This is a genomic window from Novosphingobium sp. (assembly GCF_040398825.1).
GTDB lineage: Bacteria > Pseudomonadota > Alphaproteobacteria > Sphingomonadales > Sphingomonadaceae > Novosphingobium.
This window is the reverse complement of sequence record NZ_JBBATI010000002.1, coordinates 96,233-112,292: the sequence shown is the minus strand read 5'-3', so window position 1 is coordinate 112,292 and position 16,060 is coordinate 96,233. Positions and strand designations below refer to the sequence as shown.

The window sequence follows — 16,060 nt, the reverse complement described above, 5'->3', positions numbered from 1 at the left end:
GCATTGCGCCGTGCCGGTCCACTTTTCATTTGCATGGCCTTTGTTTCATAGTATGTGTTGCATACAAATAGCAATCCTTTGGAGAGGGAACACCGTGGCGGCCACAAATCTGGACCAGCTGCTTTCGCAGCAGAGCAGCATTGTCGATATGCTGCGCAATTCGCAGCTTGGCGCCTATGTCTATCCGGTAGTGGCGCCCGAATTTTCCAACTGGCGTTCCGAACAGTGGGCGTGGCAGCACAGCGCGGTGCTGTTCGACCAGTCGCACCACATGGTGAACCTGTATATTCGTGGGCGTGATGCGGGCAAACTGCTGTCCGACACGATGATCAACAGTTCAAAGGGCTGGTCGGTCAACAAGGCCAAGCAGTATGTGCCGACCACGCCCTATGGCCATGTCATCGGCGACGGCATCATTTTCTGGGAAGAAACCGAATCGTTCACCTATGTCGGCCGCGCGCCGGCATCGAACTGGCTGCGCTACCACGGCGCCACCGGCGGCTATGACGTGGAAATCGAGCTGGACGACCGTTCGCCGATGCGGCTGATGGGCAAGCCGGCGCATCGCAAGGAATGGCGTTTCCAGATCCAGGGCCCGCAGGCGTGGAACGTGATCGAAAAGCTGAACGGCAAGGCGCTGGAACAGCTGAAGTTCTTCAACATGTCGACGATGAATATCGCTGGCCGCGAAGTGCGCACGCTGCGCCACGGCATGTCGGGTGCGCCGGGTCTGGAAATCTGGGGTCCCTATGAAGAACAGGAAGAAATCCGCGCCGCCATTCTTGAGGCCGGCAAGGAATTCGGCCTGATCGCCTGCGGCAGCCGTGCCTATCCGTCGAACACGCTCGAATCCGGCTGGATACCGTCGCCGCTGCCCGCGATCTACACCGGCGAAAAGCTGAAGGGTTTTCGCGAATGGCTCGGGCCCGACAGCTATGAAGCAACCGGTTCGATCGGTGGTTCGTTCGTGGGTGGCAGCATCGAGGATTATTACCTCAACCCGTGGGAACTGGGTTATGGCCCGTTCGTGAAGTTCGACCATGATTTCCACGGCCGCGAAGCACTGGAAGCGATCGACCCGGCACAGCAGCGCAAGAAAGTGACGCTGGCGTGGAACCCGGAAGACATGGCGAAAATCATGGCCTCGTTGTTCAACCCGGATGGCGATCAGTACAAGTTCTTCGACGTGCCGCTGGCCAACTATGCCTCGTCCAACTACGACCGCGTGGTCGATGCTGGCGGCAAGACGGTCGGGCTGTCGATGTTCACCGGCTATTCCTACAACGAAAAGCAGGCGCTTTCGCTCGCCACAGTCGATGCAGAAATTCCGTTCGGCACCGAATTGCAGGTGATCTGGGGCGAAGAAAACGGCGGCACGCGCAAGACCACGGTCGAACCGCACAAGCAGATTGCCGTGCGCGCGATTGTCAGCCCTGTGCCATACAGCCGTGTGGCGCGCGAAACCTACCAGGGCGGCTGGCGCACCGGTCGCTGATCGATGGCCATCCCGCAGATCCATCCCAATTGGGACAAGCAGCCGGACGTCATCACCCACGGCTATTCGCTGGAAATGACTGCCAAGGACAAGGCGGCGCTGCATGAAGCAGCGCCGCTGATTCCTGCGGAAACGCCCATCGCGGTGACCTTTCTGCCCGGTGAAGAGGCCAGTGCGCGTATTTCCGCCACGGTGGCGGTGCGCGACCTGGGGCTGGAACCGATGCCGCATTTTTCGGCGCGGCGGATCACGTCGGAGGATGATTTCGAAGGCTATCTGCACGCCGTGGTGCGTGAGGCCGGCGTGCGCCGCTGCTTCATCGTTGCGGGTGATCCGCCAGAGCCGCAGGGGCCCTATTTCGACACCATGGCGCTGCTGGCGACAGGGGCGTTTGAACGCGCCGGGATCACCGCGATCGGCATTGGTGGCCATCCCGAAGGCCACCCCAATATGTCGGTTGAACAATGCTGGGATGTGCTGACGCGCAAGGTGGTGGATATCCAGGCGCGCGGCATGGCGCCGCTGGTCGTCACGCAATTCGGGTTTGACCCCGATGCGTTTCTGGCCTGGTTGGTCGAATTGCGCGCGCGCGGGATCGATGCGCCGGTCCGCATCGGCGTGCCGGGGCCTGCCGGGATCAAGCGCTTGTTGTCGTTCGCGGCGCGTTGCGGCGTGGGCGCATCGACCAGCGTGCTGCGCAAATACGGGATTTCGGTCACCAACCTGCTGGGCAGCGCCGGGCCGGACAAGCTGGTCGATGCGTTTGCCGCCGGGCTGGGGCCGCAGCATGGCCGGGTGCGGCTGCATTTCTATCCGTTTGGCGGCCTGCGCAAGACGGTGGAATGGATCGCCGATTATGAACGGCGGCATGTGCCGGCATGACCGATTATGTGCTGGTGCATGGCGCGTGGGGCGGCGGTTGGGGCTATGACCGGTTGCGCGCTGATCTGGTCGGGGCCGGCCACCGCGTGCTGGTGGCCGAACTGAGCGGTTTGGGCACCCGCGCCAATGCGTTTCATCCGGGGATTTCGTTGACCACGCATATCGATGATGTGCTGGCGCAGATTGCCGATGCCGGGTTTGACCGGTTCGTGCTGGCCGGGCACAGCTATGGCGGCATGGTGGTGACCGGGGTCGCCGCCCGCATCGGATCACGCATCGATACGCTGATCTATATCGACGCGTTTCTGCCCGCCGATGGTCAGTCGCTGTGGGACCTGACCGGCGATTTCGAACATCACCACTATATCGACAGCCAGAAATTCACTCCAGGTGCGGTGGCGCCGCTGCCCGGGCTGGAATCGCCGGCGTTGACGCGCCACCCGCTGCTGACTTTGCTGGAAGCGGTGCGGATCGACGATCCGGCGCAGGCAGTAGCGCGGCGCATCTACATTTTCGCCAGCGGCTGGCCGCATACGCCATTCACGCGGTTTCGCGATGCGGTGATGGCTGACCCGGCATGGGACTATCACGATCTGCCGTGCAGTCACAACGTGATGGGTGATTGCCCGCGCGAGCTGCTGTCAATCGTGCTCGGCGCGGGCTGATTGGCTGCGGAAAATCCCGCAGCGCGTTCTGGGGTATGTTGGGATTCAGCCCGCCCTAATCCTTGAATCCTTCGCGCGCGCGGGTGTTGTCACACACGATCGGTTCACCGGTTACCGGATGCGGATAGGGGAAGGGGACGATGTCGGTTGCCGGCCACAGCCGCGTTGGCGGGTCGACAAACGCGTCGGGGCCAAGCGGGTCTTCGGGATAGGCGACTTTGGTGAACGGGATATAGTCGATCGGCGTCTTGGCCCAGCCATCGGCAAAGGTGCCATGCCAGAACGGAAAATAGCCCAGCCGGGCGATTTTCCACACGCCATTTTCGCGCACATAGCGGTTGTCATAGATGCCGCCTTCCCACCACGCGCGCTGGTTGCCCTCGGCAGTTTCGTGCAGGCCGGCCTGCATCATCGACCGGCCGCGCACGGTGGCGGTCTGGCGGTCGGGGGCGACATCGATCACCATCTGCAATTGCGGGTGATCGAGCAGCCAGCCATAGCGCGGACCATTGTGGCCGCCGGTAAAAGTCTTTTGAAAACGTTCGATATACAACCGGCGCACCCCGGCCTTGCCGCGATAGATGCCACCCAGGAACCAGACTTCGCCATCTTCGGCAAACAGGTCCACCGTTTCATTGTATTGCGATTTGTCGATGAAATAGCCGTAGGTGTATTGCACCTTGCGGATCATTTCGATGTCCTGCTGGATCGCCAGTTCGTGTTCCAGCCGTTCGATCCGCGCCACCAGCGCCGCTACGTCAGTCATGGGCTTCCTCTTCCGGTTATCGATGCCAGGGCATCGTACCATTTGTTATGATCGAACCATATGGTGGCGGCTGATCAAAGGCAAGCCGTGATGTGGCCGGGCGAGGGGGCCCGGCCACAACTTTGTCACTTTTGCTGGGTGCGCCAGCTGGGGGCATAGGCGGTGCGCGCCACTTCGGAATAGGGCACCGGCGCGACCACGCCACGAATGCGGATCTGGCGGTGCTTTTCCACCGTCGGTTTGCTGGTGCCGCCATCGGGTTCGCCCCACACCAGGTCGATTTCGGTGCCCGGCTCGGCATGTTCGGGGTCGACCATCGCCAGCGTGACCATCTTGCCGTAATTGGTGGTATAGCCGATCCAGGTCGAAAGCCCGATCAGCTGCCCGTCGCGTTCAACCCGGTCGAACGGGTGCATGGCATAGACTGCGCTGGGGAATTCCATGAATTTCGGGCGCAGGCCATTGTTGCCAAACTGGCCAAAGATCGCCTCGGTCACGGCTTCGTCGTCCAGCGCCAGCGTCACCTTTTTGCGATGCGGACCGGCGGCGATCTTTTCCAGCGCCTCACGCCCGATGAAATCGTGGTCGAACTTTACAAACGCGCCATAGCCCAGGTCCCACGGCGTGGTGTAATACCCTTCGACGCTGTCGGGCACATAGCTGCCGCCGACCGAACAGCGCGATTCATAATGGTTGGCCGACAGCCATTCGCGATAAGGGCGGTTCGCTTCGCCGGTATAGATGCCGGGCAGGGGCGACGGAATCCACCCGGATTCCAGCGTGTTGGACGAATAGGTGCGTCCACCCACCAGCGCCAGGCCATGGTTTGCCCCCGCCGCGGTCAGCGCAGCATGGATCGCGTCGTGGTCTGCAAACGGCCCCATCAGCTCATAGCCCGGCTGCCCGGCCATGCCGTGACGCAGGGCGTGCACCTGTTTTCCGGCAATTTCGATCCAGGTCATGTGAAAGAATTTCAGATCGGGCGCGGTTGAACCCATCGCATCGGTCAGCACCGCGGCGGCATTCGGCCCCTGCAACTGGAACCGGTAATGGCGGCGATTTTCGGGATCGGGGCGCGCGGCGGTGCGTTCATCATAGGTCAGCGTGACGTCATCGCGGCCCTGACCATGAAACATCAGCCAGTTCAGCGTCGGCGCACGGCCGACCAGGTTGAACTTTTCGGGTGCCAGATAGAACAGGATGACATCGCCGATGACATGGCCATAGGCGGTGACCGGCACATATTGCTTGGCGCGATCGGGGATGAACCCTTTGAAACTGTTGATGCCAAGCCCCAGCAGAAAATCGAACGCGCCTGGCCCCTCGACCATCAGTTCGGCCATGTGATAGCTCTGGTTGAACAGCACGCAGGTTTCGTTCCACGCGCGCTGTTCGTCGCGCCAGTTGGTGTATTCGGCCGGCACGCCGGGATAGGCGTTGGGCCCGACCTGCTGGTTGCGCAGCATGTCCACCACGGCGGACGGGCTGTGGCCCAGATCGGCCAGGATCGCTTCGAGGTTTTTGGTCATGGTCTGCACTCTCCCAGAATCTGCCTGCGCCGCGCCGGTTGGACGCTTGCGCTTCGTCGTCTTTTTGTTAGTAATACATACAAATTGCAAGATTGAAAAAACTCGAGAGGAACATTTGCTCATGGGCACAATCGCAACGACGCATGTTGGCAGCCTGCCGCGCGGGGACGCGCTGGTCCCCCTGCTGCTCGCGCGCGACCATGGAGAGGCCTATGATGCGGCGGAATTCGACCGCGTGGTGGCCGCTGCGGTGGACGAAGCCGTCAATTTGCAGATTGCCGCCGGGGTCACCATGGTCAGCGATGGCGAACTGGGTAAGGTCGGCTATTCCACCTATATGACCGAGCGCCTGTCGGGTTTTGGCGGCGATGTCCCGCGCAAGCCCGCGCTCGATCTGGCGCCGTTGCCCGATTTCCGGCGCAAGCTGGCGGCAGTGATGGGCGATCAGGAATTTGTGCGCGCTGCCTGCATCGGCCCGGTCAAACTGGTCAATCTGCAACCCGCAATTGACGATATCCGCCGCTTTGCCGCCGCGCTGGAGGGCAAGAACACGCGCGGGTTCATGAATGCGGCCTCACCCGGGCTGATCACCGCGTTTCAGCCCAACCAGTTCTACCCGAGCCATGAGGCCTATCTGGCCGATCTGGTCGACGCGATGCGCCCGGAATATGAGGCGATTGTCGCGGCCGGGTTCGATCTGCAGCTTGATTGCCCCGATCTCGCGATGTCGCGCCACACCGGGTACCAGGATCTGTCGGAAGCGGAATTCGTGGCGATCGCGGCCGCCAATGTCGAGGCGCTGAACGCCGCCACCGCCAATCTGCCGCCCGAACGGCTGCGCATGCACATCTGCTGGGGCAATTACGAAGGGCCGCACGATCACGATATCCCGCTGGAACGTGTGATCGATGTGATCCTGGGCGCGCGGCCATCCACCGTGCTGTTTGAGGCCGCCAATCCCCGCCACGAACACGAATGGAAGGTGTGGGCCGATGCCGACATCCCCGACACCAAAGTGCTGGCCCCCGGGCTGATCGACACCTGTTCAAACTATGTCGAACACCCCGAACTGGTGGCGCAGCGGATTGAACGCTTTGCCGCGATCGTTGGCGCGGATCGCGTGGTGGCGTCAACCGATTGCGGGTTCGGCACGTTTGCCGGTTATGGCAAGATTGACCCGGCGGTGACCTGGAAAAAGCTGACAGCGCTGCGCCAGGGCGCGGATATCGCGGCGGCGCGGTTGGGGGCATAATTCGCGCCCCCTAAAGCGTAAAACTAACAAGTGATGCAAAAAAGGGATGGGCTCGCCCCCTTGCCAGCCATGCCGTGGAGTGGCTAAACGTTCACTCCATGAATGAACCATCCGCCGCAAAGCCGGTACCCGAGCCCGCACAACTGCTGATCAATCTGCTCAAACTGGGCAGCTTTATTTCGGGGCCGATGCGCGACGGCGTGTGTGACCCGGCGGAGATAAGCGCGAACGAATTGCGCGTGATTATGCCGTTGGCGGGCGAAGGCGAACTGGCCGGGCATGACCTGGTGGAAATTACCGGCCTGCCGGCAATGAACGTCAGCCGGGCGATTGCAACCTTGCACGAACGCGGCTGGATCGAGGATGCGATTGATCCCGACAACCGCCGCCGCCGCCCGGTGCGGCTGAGCGAGGCCGGCCACGAAGCCTATCGCCGCACGCAGCCCTATTTCGATGTGGTGGCCGATGCGGTGCTGGGTACGCTGACCACGCGCCAGCGCGCCCAGCTCGCCAGCCTGACCGACAAGGTCAACGCCCGGCTGATCACCTGGATCCGCGAACACCACGCCGAAGTGAAGCTGGCAAAGCCCGATCAGGACGGGTAATTCACGGCCATTGGCCCTGCAATTTGGTGAAATCACCGCGCACGAACGCCGCGCCCAGCACCGGGTGGGCAAAACTCATCGCCACTTCCTGCCGGTGTGGCCAGGTTTCGCGCAAGTCCTGGCCGGGCAGGATCACGTCTGGCCCGATCGGGTTTTCGGGATAGCACACTTGCGCGGGTTGCAGATGCGCGATGGTGTTTGCCCAGCCGGTTTCGTAATCGGCCTGCCATTGCATCAGGTAATCCAGCCGGCGGATTTTCCAAACCCCGTCTTCGCGTACATAATCGTTTTCATACAGGCCCGCCTCCCAGAACTGCTGCGGCACGCCGTCGGGCTTGTTGCCAATCGCGCTCTGGTGCCAGCCCCCGGCCAACAGCCCGCGAAACCGGCCTTTGGCGGTCTGCCGGTCGGGCGCCACGGTGATCACATCCTGCAGCTGGAAATGATCAAGCAGCAGCCCGTCGACCGGGCCACGACGGCCACCGGTGAACAGATTCTGGAACCACGTGCCATACAACCGCATGATGCCGGCGTGGCCGCGGTATTCGCCCGACAGGAATACGACCGCGCCGTCGCGTGAAAACAGCGCAGCGGTCTCTTCGGGTCGGTTGTAATCGATGTAATAGCCATAGGCCATCTGCAGGCGGCGGATGGCGTTCAGGTCTTCCAGTTCATCGACGCGCGCTTCCAGCGCGGCCAGGCGGGTATCCAGATCACCCATCGCATATCTCCCGTCATGCGTTTGTGCCCGGGCTTGCGCGTTGCCCGGATCATTTGATATGTATTGCTAACAAATGATAGAATGTATGGCGAGCGTTAAAACGGTAAAGGACAAATCGATATGACGCAGGCAGACCGGTTTCGCGGGCGCACCGCGCTGATCACCGGCGGGGTATCGGGCATCGGTTTTGGCATTGCCCGCGCGTTTGCGCTGGCGGGGATCGATCTGGTGCTGACCTGGCGCAACGCGGCACATCGTGAAACCACCGCGCAGTGGTTTGCCGATCAGGGCCTGCCCGTGCCGCGGTTTGAACGGCTGGACGTGACCGATCGCGCGCGCTGGGCCGATCTGGCCGCATCGCTTGGCCCGGTACACATCCTGGTCAACAACGCCGGGATCAGCGTGTTCGGGCCGACTGATTGCGCCACGCATGACGATTATGACTGGATCATGGGGGTCAATTTCGGCGGGGTTGCCAACGCGCTCGTGGCGATGCTGCCAGGGATGAAGGCGCTGACCGGCCCGCGCCATGTGATCAATGTCGCATCGATGGCGGCATTCTGCGCCGGGCCACAGGCGGGCATCTATACCGCCAGCAAATTTGCGGTGCGCGGCCTGACCGAAAGCCTGCGTTACAACCTGATTCCTTATGACATCGGCGTGTCGCTGCTGTGTCCCGGTCTTACCCAAAGCAATGCGTGGGACAGCGCGCTGAAACGCCCGGAGCAGTTCGCCGGGTCAGGTTTCCCGGCGGTCGATGCGGCCGAGCTGGCGCAGTTCGGCACGGCGTTCGATCTGGGCATGGACGCGCTGGAGGTGGGCCGGAAAACCCTGCGCGGCATGATCGCAAACCACCCGCTGATCCTGACCCACCCCGACCATCGCGAAGATTTCGAAGCGATCGCCGCCGAGCTGCTGGCCGCGCTGCCCGATGAGGCGATACCCGCCGGGCGCGCGCATATCGAAGCGCTGCGGCGCGATGCCAACCGCGCCGCGTTGGCCGGATCGCGGATCGGAATCAGCGACCTGACGTAACCGCCGCGATCATTACACTCGCGTGCCGCCGCGTGCCTGCACTTTGTCTTCGGTGTTGTGTTCAAAATCGCTGGCGTCGTGGCGTTCTTTCAGCTGGCTGGCGGGTTCGCCAAACGGGCGATTGACCATGCGCCCGCGCTGCACCGCCGGGCGCGCGGCGATCAGATCGACCCACCGCGACAGGTTGGAATATTCGTGCGTCGCCAGAAATTCCTGCGCGCTATAGGCATCGCGCATCATGCTGCCAAACCAGGTAAAGTTGGCGATGTCGGCGATGGTGTAATCATTGCCCGCAACATATTCGGTCTTGCCCAGCTGCGTGTCGAGCACGTGCATCAACCGCTTGGTTTCCATCGTAAAGCGGTTGATGGCATATTCGATCTTGATCGGCGCATAGGCATAGAAATGCCCGAACCCGCCGCCCAGGTATGGCGCGCTGCCCATCTGCCACATCAGCCAGTTCATCACCGCGGCCCGGCCACGCGTGTCGGTGGGCAGAAATTCGCCGAACTTTTCAGCGAGGTAAAACACGATCGAGCCGGATTCGAACAGATGCACCGGCGGGTCGAACGAATGGTCGGCCATCGCCGGGATTTTTGAATTGGGGTTGATATCGACAAACCCGCTGGAAAACTGGTCACCCTGGCCGATGTTGATCAGCCAGGCGTCGTATTCGGCGCCGCTATGCCCCTTGGCGAGCAGTTCTTCGAGCATGATCGTCACTTTGACGCCATTGGGCGTGCCCAGCGAATAAAGCTGCATGGGATGTTTGCCCACCGGCAGCACTTTGTCATGCGTGGCCCCCGACACCGGGCGATTGATATTGGCAAAGGTCCCGCCCGATGGCTGATCAAAGGTCCACACGGCGGCGGGAACATAGCCGGCAGGCAGGTTGTCGGCGGGGTCACCATTGGCCATGATCGTATCCTTGATTTTTGAGAGGGATCGCGTTGCGCTGAAAATGGCTTTGCCGTACTTGCATTGCAAGCCCGCGACGGGGTGCCAATTCTATTCGTGGATGCGCGCCAGCATTTCGATCAGCGATTCCACTTCCTTGTCGGTGAAACGCGATTTCAGCCAGCGTTCGTGTTCGCCAATGGCATCCTTGGCGCTGACCAGTGCGGCGCGCCCGGCATCGGTCAGATGCAGCGTCTGTTTGCGCCGGTCGGTCAGCGATGCACCGCGCACCAGATAGCCGCGATCCTGCAACCGGTTGACAATCGCCATGGTCGTGGCGCGGTCCATGCGCATGCGGTGGGCCAGATCGGTCTGGGCAATATCGGCATGATCGTCGATCAGCCACAGCACCGAAACCTGTTTCTGCGTCAATTCGATATCAGAAAACGTTTCGGTAAAATGGCGATAGACCGCACCATGTGCCAGCCGGATATGAAACCCCACGATCGACCGGATTTCGCCGATATCTTCATACCCGTCGACATGCGGGGTGGTCGGTACAAGGATCTCTTTTGGTCTTGCCATTCTCGTGTCCCTGGGGGATTGTAAGCATAACGTACTATAACAAATGAGAGCGATGTCGATGGCCCATTTCCCACAGACACCCGCCTTTACCGGTTTCAACACGCCATCGCGGATCGAAGCCGATATTGCCGATCTGGCACACGAAGGTGTGATCCCGGCCGGATTGTCCGGCGCGTTCTACCGTGTTCAGCCCGATCCGCAATTCCCTCCTTTGCACAACGATGACATCGCGTTCAACGGCGATGGCATGATCACCCGGTTTCACATTCACGATGGCCAGGTCGATTTCCGACAGCGCTGGGCCAAAACGCGCAAATGGGAACTGGAACATGCCGCCGGCCAGGCGTTGTTTGGCAATTACCGCAACCCGCTGACCGATCTGCCGCAGGTTGGCGGCGAAGTGCGTTCGACCGCCAACACCAATGCGTTCATCTTTGCCGGCAAGCTGTGGGCGATGAAAGAGGACAGCCCCGCGCTGCTGATGGACCCGGTCAGCATGGAAACGCTGGGTTTTGAAAAGTTTGGCGGGGCGATGACCGGCCAGACGTTTACCGCGCACCCCAAAATCGACCCTGCCAGTGGCAACATGGTGGCGATCGGTTATGCCGCCAGCGGCCTGTGCACCGATGATGTGACGTATATGGAGGTTGCGCCCGACGGTACGCTGATCCGCGAAGTGTGGTTCAAGGTGCCCTATTATTGCATGATGCACGATTTCGGCATCACCCGGGACTATCTGGTGGTGCACATTGTGCCATCGATCGGCAGCTGGGAACGGCTGGAAGCGGGCCAGCCGCATTTCGGGTTCGATACGACGCTGCCGGTCTATCTGGGGGTGATCCCGCGCCGTGACGGGGTGACCGACGCCGATATCCGCTGGTTCAAACGCGACAACTGCTTTGCCAGCCATGTGCTCAACGCCTGGCAGGATGGCAGCAAAGTGCATTTCCTGACCTGCGAAGCCAAGAACAACATGTTCCCGTTCTTTCCCGATGTGCACGGCGCGCCGTTCAACCCGCGTGAGGCGATGAGCCACCCGACCGAATGGGTGGTTGATCTGTCCAGCAACGACGACAGCTTTGCCGCGGTCAACCGCCTGTCCGACACCGCGGCCGAATTCCCGCGCATCGATGACCGCTTTACCGGGCTTAAAACCCGTCATGGCTGGTTTCTGGAAATGGATATGGCGCGTGCCGTGGAAATGCGCGGCGGCAGTGCCGGGGGCCTGCTGATGAATTGCCTGTTCCACAAGGACCTGGTTACCGGCGCCGAACAGCACTGGTGGTGCGGACCGGTCAGCAGCCTGCAGGAACCGTGCTTTGTCCCCCGCAGTGCCGATGCGGGCGAGGGCGATGGCTGGATCGTGCAAGTGTGCAACCGGCTGGACGAAGCGCGCAGCGATCTGCTGATCTTTGACGCGCTCGACATCGCCAAGGGCCCGGTGGCGACCGTGCATATCCCGATCCGGTTGCGCTTTGGCCTGCACGGAAACTGGGTCAATGCCGATGCGATCGGGCTGGCGGCATGATCGAACTGCGATGATTCAGCCGGGATTGGAATTTGTTTACGAGGCGCACGGCGATCTGGAACCGCCGCGCCAGATTGGCGCGACCTATGATGGCACGCGCCGCATCATTCCGATCGTCGGTGGCGGCCGTGTCGAAGGGCCGCGCATCACAGGGCGGCTGATCGGCAATTCGGCCGATTGGCAATTGACCCGCGCCGATGGCGTGACGGTTGCCGACGCGCTCTATGCCATTGAAACCGACGACGGCGTGGTGATCCAGATCCGCAACCGGGGCCTGCGCCACGGCCCGCCCGAGGTGATGGCGCGGCTGGCAGCGGGCGAAGCGGTCGACCCGGCCGAATACTATTTCCGCACCGTGCCCGAATTCATCGCACCGAACGGGGCGTACGATTGGCTGAACCGGTCGATCTTTGTGTGCGCCGGCGCGCGCTATCCATTGGGCATCCGGCTGTGGGTGTGGCGGGTGACGTAGCCACACCGTTCGTCATTCCTGCGAACGCAGGAATCCAGTTCGGTGGTTGCAACCGGAATCGACCCGGTGGGCTGAGCGTTACCCCTATCCACGGATTGTTATTTCGATGGCCTCGGGGGAGACTCCAAACATAAGGGCCAGCCCTTTTTTGGCGTCATTCATGGTAAGTGGTTGAACGACGTCGATGATGTGCTTCGGCACTTCGTATCGCTCGCTAATGTCAGTCAACACGGCTGGCATAGGTTGCCAGACCAAATCTGCCAGCTCAATGCCGAGTTCGTCCATGTCAGCGTAGCGAACCGGATTTCGATCACCTTTCCAAACCTCCGGGATTGCGACCAACGCATATTCGCTGAACTGAACGAGATAGCGGTTTTTCATGTCGCTGTCGGGATCGTTTGTCGGCACCACATCCCTGACCTTCCCGATTAGAAAGGCAGAGTGGTGTGCCTCAGGACCTTCCACCCATTCGGCGTAGGCATTTCGGGTACAGATCGCAAAAGCGCACTTCCGTGCGTGTTTTCGATCTAGCCGCCACGACGAAGTGCCGCCGTCGGCCAGAATTCGCTCGACGCTCTTGGCGGTGAAAAACAGTGCAACTTCAGGCATGGCGGTAACATTCCTTGCGCAAGCCCAGAGGCGGGTTGCCAAGGTCGATATACATTATACAACCATTAATTCAATACATGATATAAAATTTATATAAAATTTATCATAAAAGGTGGCACAATCGTAGCCCCGCCATTCGGCTAACTACGTGCATGGCGTGGATGCGGTCTGCCTTTGTGACGCCACTTAAGGGGGGCTGGGTTTTTGTGGTAAACTAAACCAAATAACCGTGTCTATCCCGCGAAGGTGGGGAAAGGAGTGCACCGAGTGTAATCCAGTTGGAACCGTCGAACTGGATTCCTGCGTTCGCAGGAATGACGAAGAAAATCTAATTATCGCAATGCCTTATTTCCCTAAACCAATTCCCCCGCCGCACATGCCCGGCCCAGCGCCCCCGCCGCATCACGGTCTGCGCGGCGCCACAGTGCCAGTAGCGCGATCACGATCACCGGTGACAGTCCGTTGACCGACAGGATCGCCGTGCCCAGGTTGCCATGGGTGCGGTCCGCCACCATGCCCACCCAGTATGGCCCGATACCCAGCCCCAGAATGGTCATCAGCAGGATATACAGTGCCGCGGTCTGCCCGCGCATGCGCGGCAGCACTTGTTCGTACAGCACGGCATAAAGCGGCGGCAGCCACATTGTCAGGATCACGCTGTACAGCGTGAAACGCAGGTAAAACGTTGCCGGATCGGGCGAGGTGTAGACCGCCATCGCCACAAACGGCGATACCCCGAGCGACAGGGCCACCAGCATCACCCGCCCGCCGGCGCCATGGCGCGCCGCCAGCCAGTCCGACAATGGCCCCGAAATCATCGGCCCGATCATGCCGATCGCCGCCGACAGCAACCCGAATTTCAGCCCGACGTCGCCCGCGCTCAGGTGCCAGGTTTTCATCAGGAACGCCGGGGTAAAGCCCATCACCCCGTAATTGATGGTGGTCTGCAACGCGCCGACAAACAGGCATAGCCACAATGCGGGCGACCCCATGATCACCGCATGCGTCGGCGCATCGGCCAGCCGCAGCGATTGCAGGAAATTGACCACGACATACCCGCCGATGCCCACGATCGTCCATTGCAGGGCATGCGGATCGATCGTCAGCCCCAGCAGATGCAGCGGCGGGCGCGGGGACAGGCCTGCGCAAAAGTGCGCCAGCGCGACCATGACGACGGATATCGCCACCAGCGCGAGCGCATTGCGCGCGATCACGCGCGATCCCGCTTTTGCCCGCGCCAAAGTCCACCACACGCCCAGCGGCAGCACCGCGACCAGCACCGCCAGGCTTGCACGAAACGGCGCCGGATCAACCCGGCTGACGATCCCGTCGCTTTGGCCGCGCACCGGTTCGCGCATCAGCGCCAGCAGGATCGCCAGCGGCACGCCGGGCAGGGCCGCCAGCACAAATGCGAACTGCCAGCCTTTCAGCCCCAGCGGCGCCAGGTGTCCCGGCCCGAACGCATGGTCCCAGCCATCGGCCGCCATCCCGCCCAGCACCGACGACAACCCCAGGCCCGCCGCCAGCATGGCACCCATCACCGCCAGCGCCAGCCCCCGCCGGCTTTTGGGGAAACAGTCGAACACCAAGCTGGTGCCGGCTGGTTGCACCGCCGCTTCGCCAATGCCGACGCCCAGCCGCGATATTGCCAGCATGGCAAACCCGCTGGCAAACCCGGCCATCCCCGTGGCCAGCGACCACAGCACGATACAGATCGCCAGCAACCAGCCGCGCCGCCAGCCATCGGCCAGGCGTCCCAATGGCAGCGAAAACACCGCATAGAACAGCGCAAACACCGTGCCGTACAACAGCCCCATTTCGGCATCGCCGATATGCAGATCGGCCTTTATGCGCGGGTTGAGGATCGCCAGAATATTGCGATCGAGCATGGCCAGGCACTGCATTGCGCCCACCAGCCCCAGGCAGATCCACGCATCGCGCCGCGGCCGTGCCGGCACGCCAATCACAATTTGAACCAGCGTTCGGCGTTGCTCTGGAAAAACCGCTTTTTCGCTTCGGCGCTGATATCCATCGCATCCATCGCACGCACTTCGTCGGCAACATATTGATAGGGATAATCCATCGCATACAGCACGCGATCATCCCCCATCACCTGCTGGCAGAACCGCACCGCCGGTTCCCACGCCATGCCGCTGCAGGTGACCAGCACGTTCGATTTGAAATATTCGGCGATGGTCTTGTTGAGCGGTTTCATCCGTTCATAGCGGTTCGACCGCACCCCGGCCTGGTGCATGTAATCCAGCCGATAGAGCCAATAGGGCAGCGCTTCACCCATATGCCCGACCATGATCTGCAAGGTGGGATAGCGGTCGAAAATGCCGATGGTGATCAGGCGCAGCAGATGCATGCCGGTTTCGACGCCAAAGCCGAATATCGCGCCATCCAGCCCCGCCTCCAGCATCGGCCCGATCATGCTGTCGGGCGGGGTGGCGGGGTGGATGTACAATGGCTGATCCATGTCCACCAGCGCGCGAAAGATCGGATCAAAGAACGGATCATCCAGATAACGCCCCTGCGTGTGGCTGTTGATCTGCACCCCTTTGAAGCCGAGTTCGGTCGCACCCCGGCGGATTTCGGCAGCTGACCAGTCCGGGTCCTGCGGCGCGACCGCGGTCAGCCCGATGAACCGGTCGGGATAGCGCGCGCAGGCGGCGGCGAGCTGGTCGTTGGCAGCGGCGGCAATGCGCTTTGCCTCCGCCACATCGAGCATGGGTTGCACCCCGGGCGAGGTCAGCGCCAGAATGGCCTTGTCGATGCCGGTTGCATCCATATGCGCAATCCGCTGGTCCCCCAGATCGAGCAGCCGGTCCATGATCTGTGTCGCGCGTTCGGATGGCGATTGCGCGTAAAAGCCCCAGAGCGACACCATGCCCTGATCGGCCTGGCCATCGCGGATCATGCGCAGAAACACGTCGATCTGTTCGCGCGTGGCAAACGCCTCTTCGGTGGCGATGCGCAAATAGCCATGGGCGCCGCCGGTTTTCAGATCGTTTGTCAT

16 protein-coding genes are annotated in these 16,060 nt (G+C 61.5%); 8 read left to right on the top strand and 8 right to left on the bottom strand.

Annotation, left to right across the window (positions count from 1 at the left end):
* Positions 1-94: 94 nt before the first annotated feature.
* Genes ligM through ABWP89_RS01865 form a run of 3 tightly spaced genes read left to right on the top strand, consistent with a single transcriptional unit; the run spans position 95 to position 3,042 of the window.
* The gene (gene ligM, locus ABWP89_RS01875; protein ID WP_353226773.1) at positions 95-1,495 is read left to right on the top strand and encodes a vanillate/3-O-methylgallate O-demethylase; all 1,401 of its coding nucleotides are present in this window, start codon (positions 95-97) and stop codon (positions 1,493-1,495) included.
* Between the two features lie 3 nt (positions 1,496-1,498).
* Positions 1,499-2,377, top strand: a complete 879-nt coding sequence (locus ABWP89_RS01870) for a methylenetetrahydrofolate reductase (protein ID WP_353226772.1) — start codon at positions 1,499-1,501, stop codon at positions 2,375-2,377.
* Complete coding sequence (locus tag ABWP89_RS01865) at positions 2,374-3,042, top strand: alpha/beta fold hydrolase (RefSeq protein ID WP_353226770.1); 669 nt, start codon at positions 2,374-2,376, stop codon at positions 3,040-3,042. Before ABWP89_RS01870 ends, ABWP89_RS01865 begins: the two co-directional genes overlap by 4 nt.
* A 55-nt stretch (positions 3,043-3,097) precedes the next feature.
* On the opposite strand, the gene ABWP89_RS01860 is transcribed toward ABWP89_RS01865, so the two are convergent.
* Both ABWP89_RS01860 and desA read right to left on the bottom strand, forming a co-directional pair.
* A complete protein-coding gene (locus ABWP89_RS01860; RefSeq protein ID WP_353226768.1) occupies positions 3,098-3,808 on the bottom strand; it encodes a nuclear transport factor 2 family protein in 711 nt (236 codons plus the stop codon).
* A 125-nt stretch (positions 3,809-3,933) separates the two neighbouring features.
* Positions 3,934-5,337, bottom strand: coding sequence for a syringate O-demethylase (gene desA, locus ABWP89_RS01855; RefSeq protein ID WP_353226767.1), 1,404 nt, complete (start codon positions 5,335-5,337; stop codon positions 3,934-3,936).
* Between the two features lie 121 nt (positions 5,338-5,458).
* Here desA and ABWP89_RS01850 point away from each other — a divergent pair, with 121 nt between their 5' ends.
* Positions 5,459-6,589 carry a cobalamin-independent methionine synthase II family protein gene (locus ABWP89_RS01850; protein WP_353226765.1) on the top strand — a complete coding sequence of 377 codons (1,131 nt, stop codon included), beginning with the start codon at positions 5,459-5,461 and terminating at the stop codon, positions 6,587-6,589.
* 98 nt (positions 6,590-6,687) lie between these two features.
* The gene (locus ABWP89_RS01845; RefSeq protein ID WP_353226763.1) at positions 6,688-7,194 is read left to right on the top strand and encodes a MarR family winged helix-turn-helix transcriptional regulator; all 507 of its coding nucleotides are present in this window, start codon (positions 6,688-6,690) and stop codon (positions 7,192-7,194) included.
* Position 7,195: 1 nt separating this feature from the next.
* Here ABWP89_RS01845 and ABWP89_RS01840 read toward each other — a convergent pair whose 3' ends face one another.
* A complete protein-coding gene (locus tag ABWP89_RS01840) occupies positions 7,196-7,915 on the bottom strand; it encodes a nuclear transport factor 2 family protein (protein ID WP_353226762.1) in 720 nt (239 codons plus the stop codon).
* A gap of 120 nt (positions 7,916-8,035) precedes the next feature.
* On the opposite strand from ABWP89_RS01840, the gene ABWP89_RS01835 reads away from it, so the two are divergent.
* Positions 8,036-8,950, top strand: coding sequence for an SDR family oxidoreductase (locus ABWP89_RS01835; RefSeq protein WP_353226761.1), 915 nt, complete (start codon positions 8,036-8,038; stop codon positions 8,948-8,950).
* A gap of 12 nt (positions 8,951-8,962) precedes the next feature.
* Here ABWP89_RS01835 and yghU read toward each other — a convergent pair whose 3' ends face one another.
* Together yghU and ABWP89_RS01825 are read right to left on the bottom strand one after the other, a co-directional pair.
* Positions 8,963-9,868, bottom strand: a complete 906-nt coding sequence (gene yghU, locus ABWP89_RS01830) for a glutathione-dependent disulfide-bond oxidoreductase (RefSeq protein WP_353226759.1) — start codon at positions 9,866-9,868, stop codon at positions 8,963-8,965.
* Positions 9,869-9,958: 90 nt separating this feature from the next.
* A complete protein-coding gene (locus tag ABWP89_RS01825; RefSeq protein WP_353226758.1) occupies positions 9,959-10,432 on the bottom strand; it encodes a Saro_0803 family transcriptional regulator in 474 nt (157 codons plus the stop codon).
* 58 nt (positions 10,433-10,490) lie between these two features.
* Here ABWP89_RS01825 and ABWP89_RS01820 point away from each other — a divergent pair, with 58 nt between their 5' ends.
* Complete coding sequence (locus tag ABWP89_RS01820) at positions 10,491-11,960, top strand: lignostilbene-alpha,beta-dioxygenase (RefSeq protein ID WP_353226757.1); 1,470 nt, start codon at positions 10,491-10,493, stop codon at positions 11,958-11,960.
* Positions 11,932-12,432: a DUF3237 domain-containing protein gene (locus tag ABWP89_RS01815; RefSeq protein WP_353226755.1), complete on the top strand. Its 501-nt coding sequence runs from the start codon at positions 11,932-11,934 to the stop codon at positions 12,430-12,432. The genes ABWP89_RS01820 and ABWP89_RS01815 overlap by 29 nt, the downstream gene beginning before the upstream one ends.
* An 84-nt stretch (positions 12,433-12,516) precedes the next feature.
* On the opposite strand, the gene ABWP89_RS01810 is transcribed toward ABWP89_RS01815, so the two are convergent.
* The 3 genes from ABWP89_RS01810 to ABWP89_RS01800 all read right to left on the bottom strand — a co-directional run bounded on the left by ABWP89_RS01810 (position 12,517) and on the right by ABWP89_RS01800 (position 16,060).
* Complete coding sequence (locus ABWP89_RS01810) at positions 12,517-13,041, bottom strand: hypothetical protein (RefSeq protein WP_353226753.1); 525 nt, start codon at positions 13,039-13,041, stop codon at positions 12,517-12,519.
* A gap of 353 nt (positions 13,042-13,394) precedes the next feature.
* Positions 13,395-14,999 carry an MFS transporter gene (locus ABWP89_RS01805; protein ID WP_353226751.1) on the bottom strand — a complete coding sequence of 535 codons (1,605 nt, stop codon included), beginning with the start codon at positions 14,997-14,999 and terminating at the stop codon, positions 13,395-13,397.
* 5 nt (positions 15,000-15,004) lie between these two features.
* Positions 15,005-16,060, bottom strand: coding sequence for an amidohydrolase family protein (locus tag ABWP89_RS01800; protein ID WP_353226750.1), 1,056 nt, complete (start codon positions 16,058-16,060; stop codon positions 15,005-15,007).

What these genes read in the sequence shown, in the direction of transcription:
- ABWP89_RS01870 (WP_353226772.1), top strand. Translation starts at nt 1,499, where the DNA reads ATGGCCATCCCGCAGATCCATCCCAATTGGGACAAGCAGCCGGACGTC.
- ABWP89_RS01865 (WP_353226770.1), top strand. Translation starts at nt 2,374, where the DNA reads ATGACCGATTATGTGCTGGTGCATGGCGCGTGGGGCGGCGGTTGGGGC.
- ABWP89_RS01860 (WP_353226768.1), bottom strand. Translation starts at nt 3,808, where the DNA reads ATGACTGACGTAGCGGCGCTGGTGGCGCGGATCGAACGGCTGGAACAC.
- desA (WP_353226767.1), bottom strand. Translation starts at nt 5,337, where the DNA reads ATGACCAAAAACCTCGAAGCGATCCTGGCCGATCTGGGCCACAGCCCG.
- ABWP89_RS01850 (WP_353226765.1), top strand. Translation starts at nt 5,459, where the DNA reads ATGGGCACAATCGCAACGACGCATGTTGGCAGCCTGCCGCGCGGGGAC.
- ABWP89_RS01845 (WP_353226763.1), top strand. Translation starts at nt 6,688, where the DNA reads ATGAATGAACCATCCGCCGCAAAGCCGGTACCCGAGCCCGCACAACTG.
- ABWP89_RS01840 (WP_353226762.1), bottom strand. Translation starts at nt 7,915, where the DNA reads ATGGGTGATCTGGATACCCGCCTGGCCGCGCTGGAAGCGCGCGTCGAT.
- ABWP89_RS01835 (WP_353226761.1), top strand. Translation starts at nt 8,036, where the DNA reads ATGACGCAGGCAGACCGGTTTCGCGGGCGCACCGCGCTGATCACCGGC.
- yghU (WP_353226759.1), bottom strand. Translation starts at nt 9,868, where the DNA reads ATGGCCAATGGTGACCCCGCCGACAACCTGCCTGCCGGCTATGTTCCC.
- ABWP89_RS01825 (WP_353226758.1), bottom strand. Translation starts at nt 10,432, where the DNA reads ATGGCAAGACCAAAAGAGATCCTTGTACCGACCACCCCGCATGTCGAC.
- ABWP89_RS01820 (WP_353226757.1), top strand. Translation starts at nt 10,491, where the DNA reads ATGGCCCATTTCCCACAGACACCCGCCTTTACCGGTTTCAACACGCCA.
- ABWP89_RS01815 (WP_353226755.1), top strand. Translation starts at nt 11,932, where the DNA reads ATGCCGATGCGATCGGGCTGGCGGCATGATCGAACTGCGATGATTCAG.
- ABWP89_RS01810 (WP_353226753.1), bottom strand. Translation starts at nt 13,041, where the DNA reads ATGCCTGAAGTTGCACTGTTTTTCACCGCCAAGAGCGTCGAGCGAATT.
- ABWP89_RS01800 (WP_353226750.1), bottom strand. Translation starts at nt 16,060, where the DNA reads ATGACAAACGATCTGAAAACCGGCGGCGCCCATGGCTATTTGCGCATC.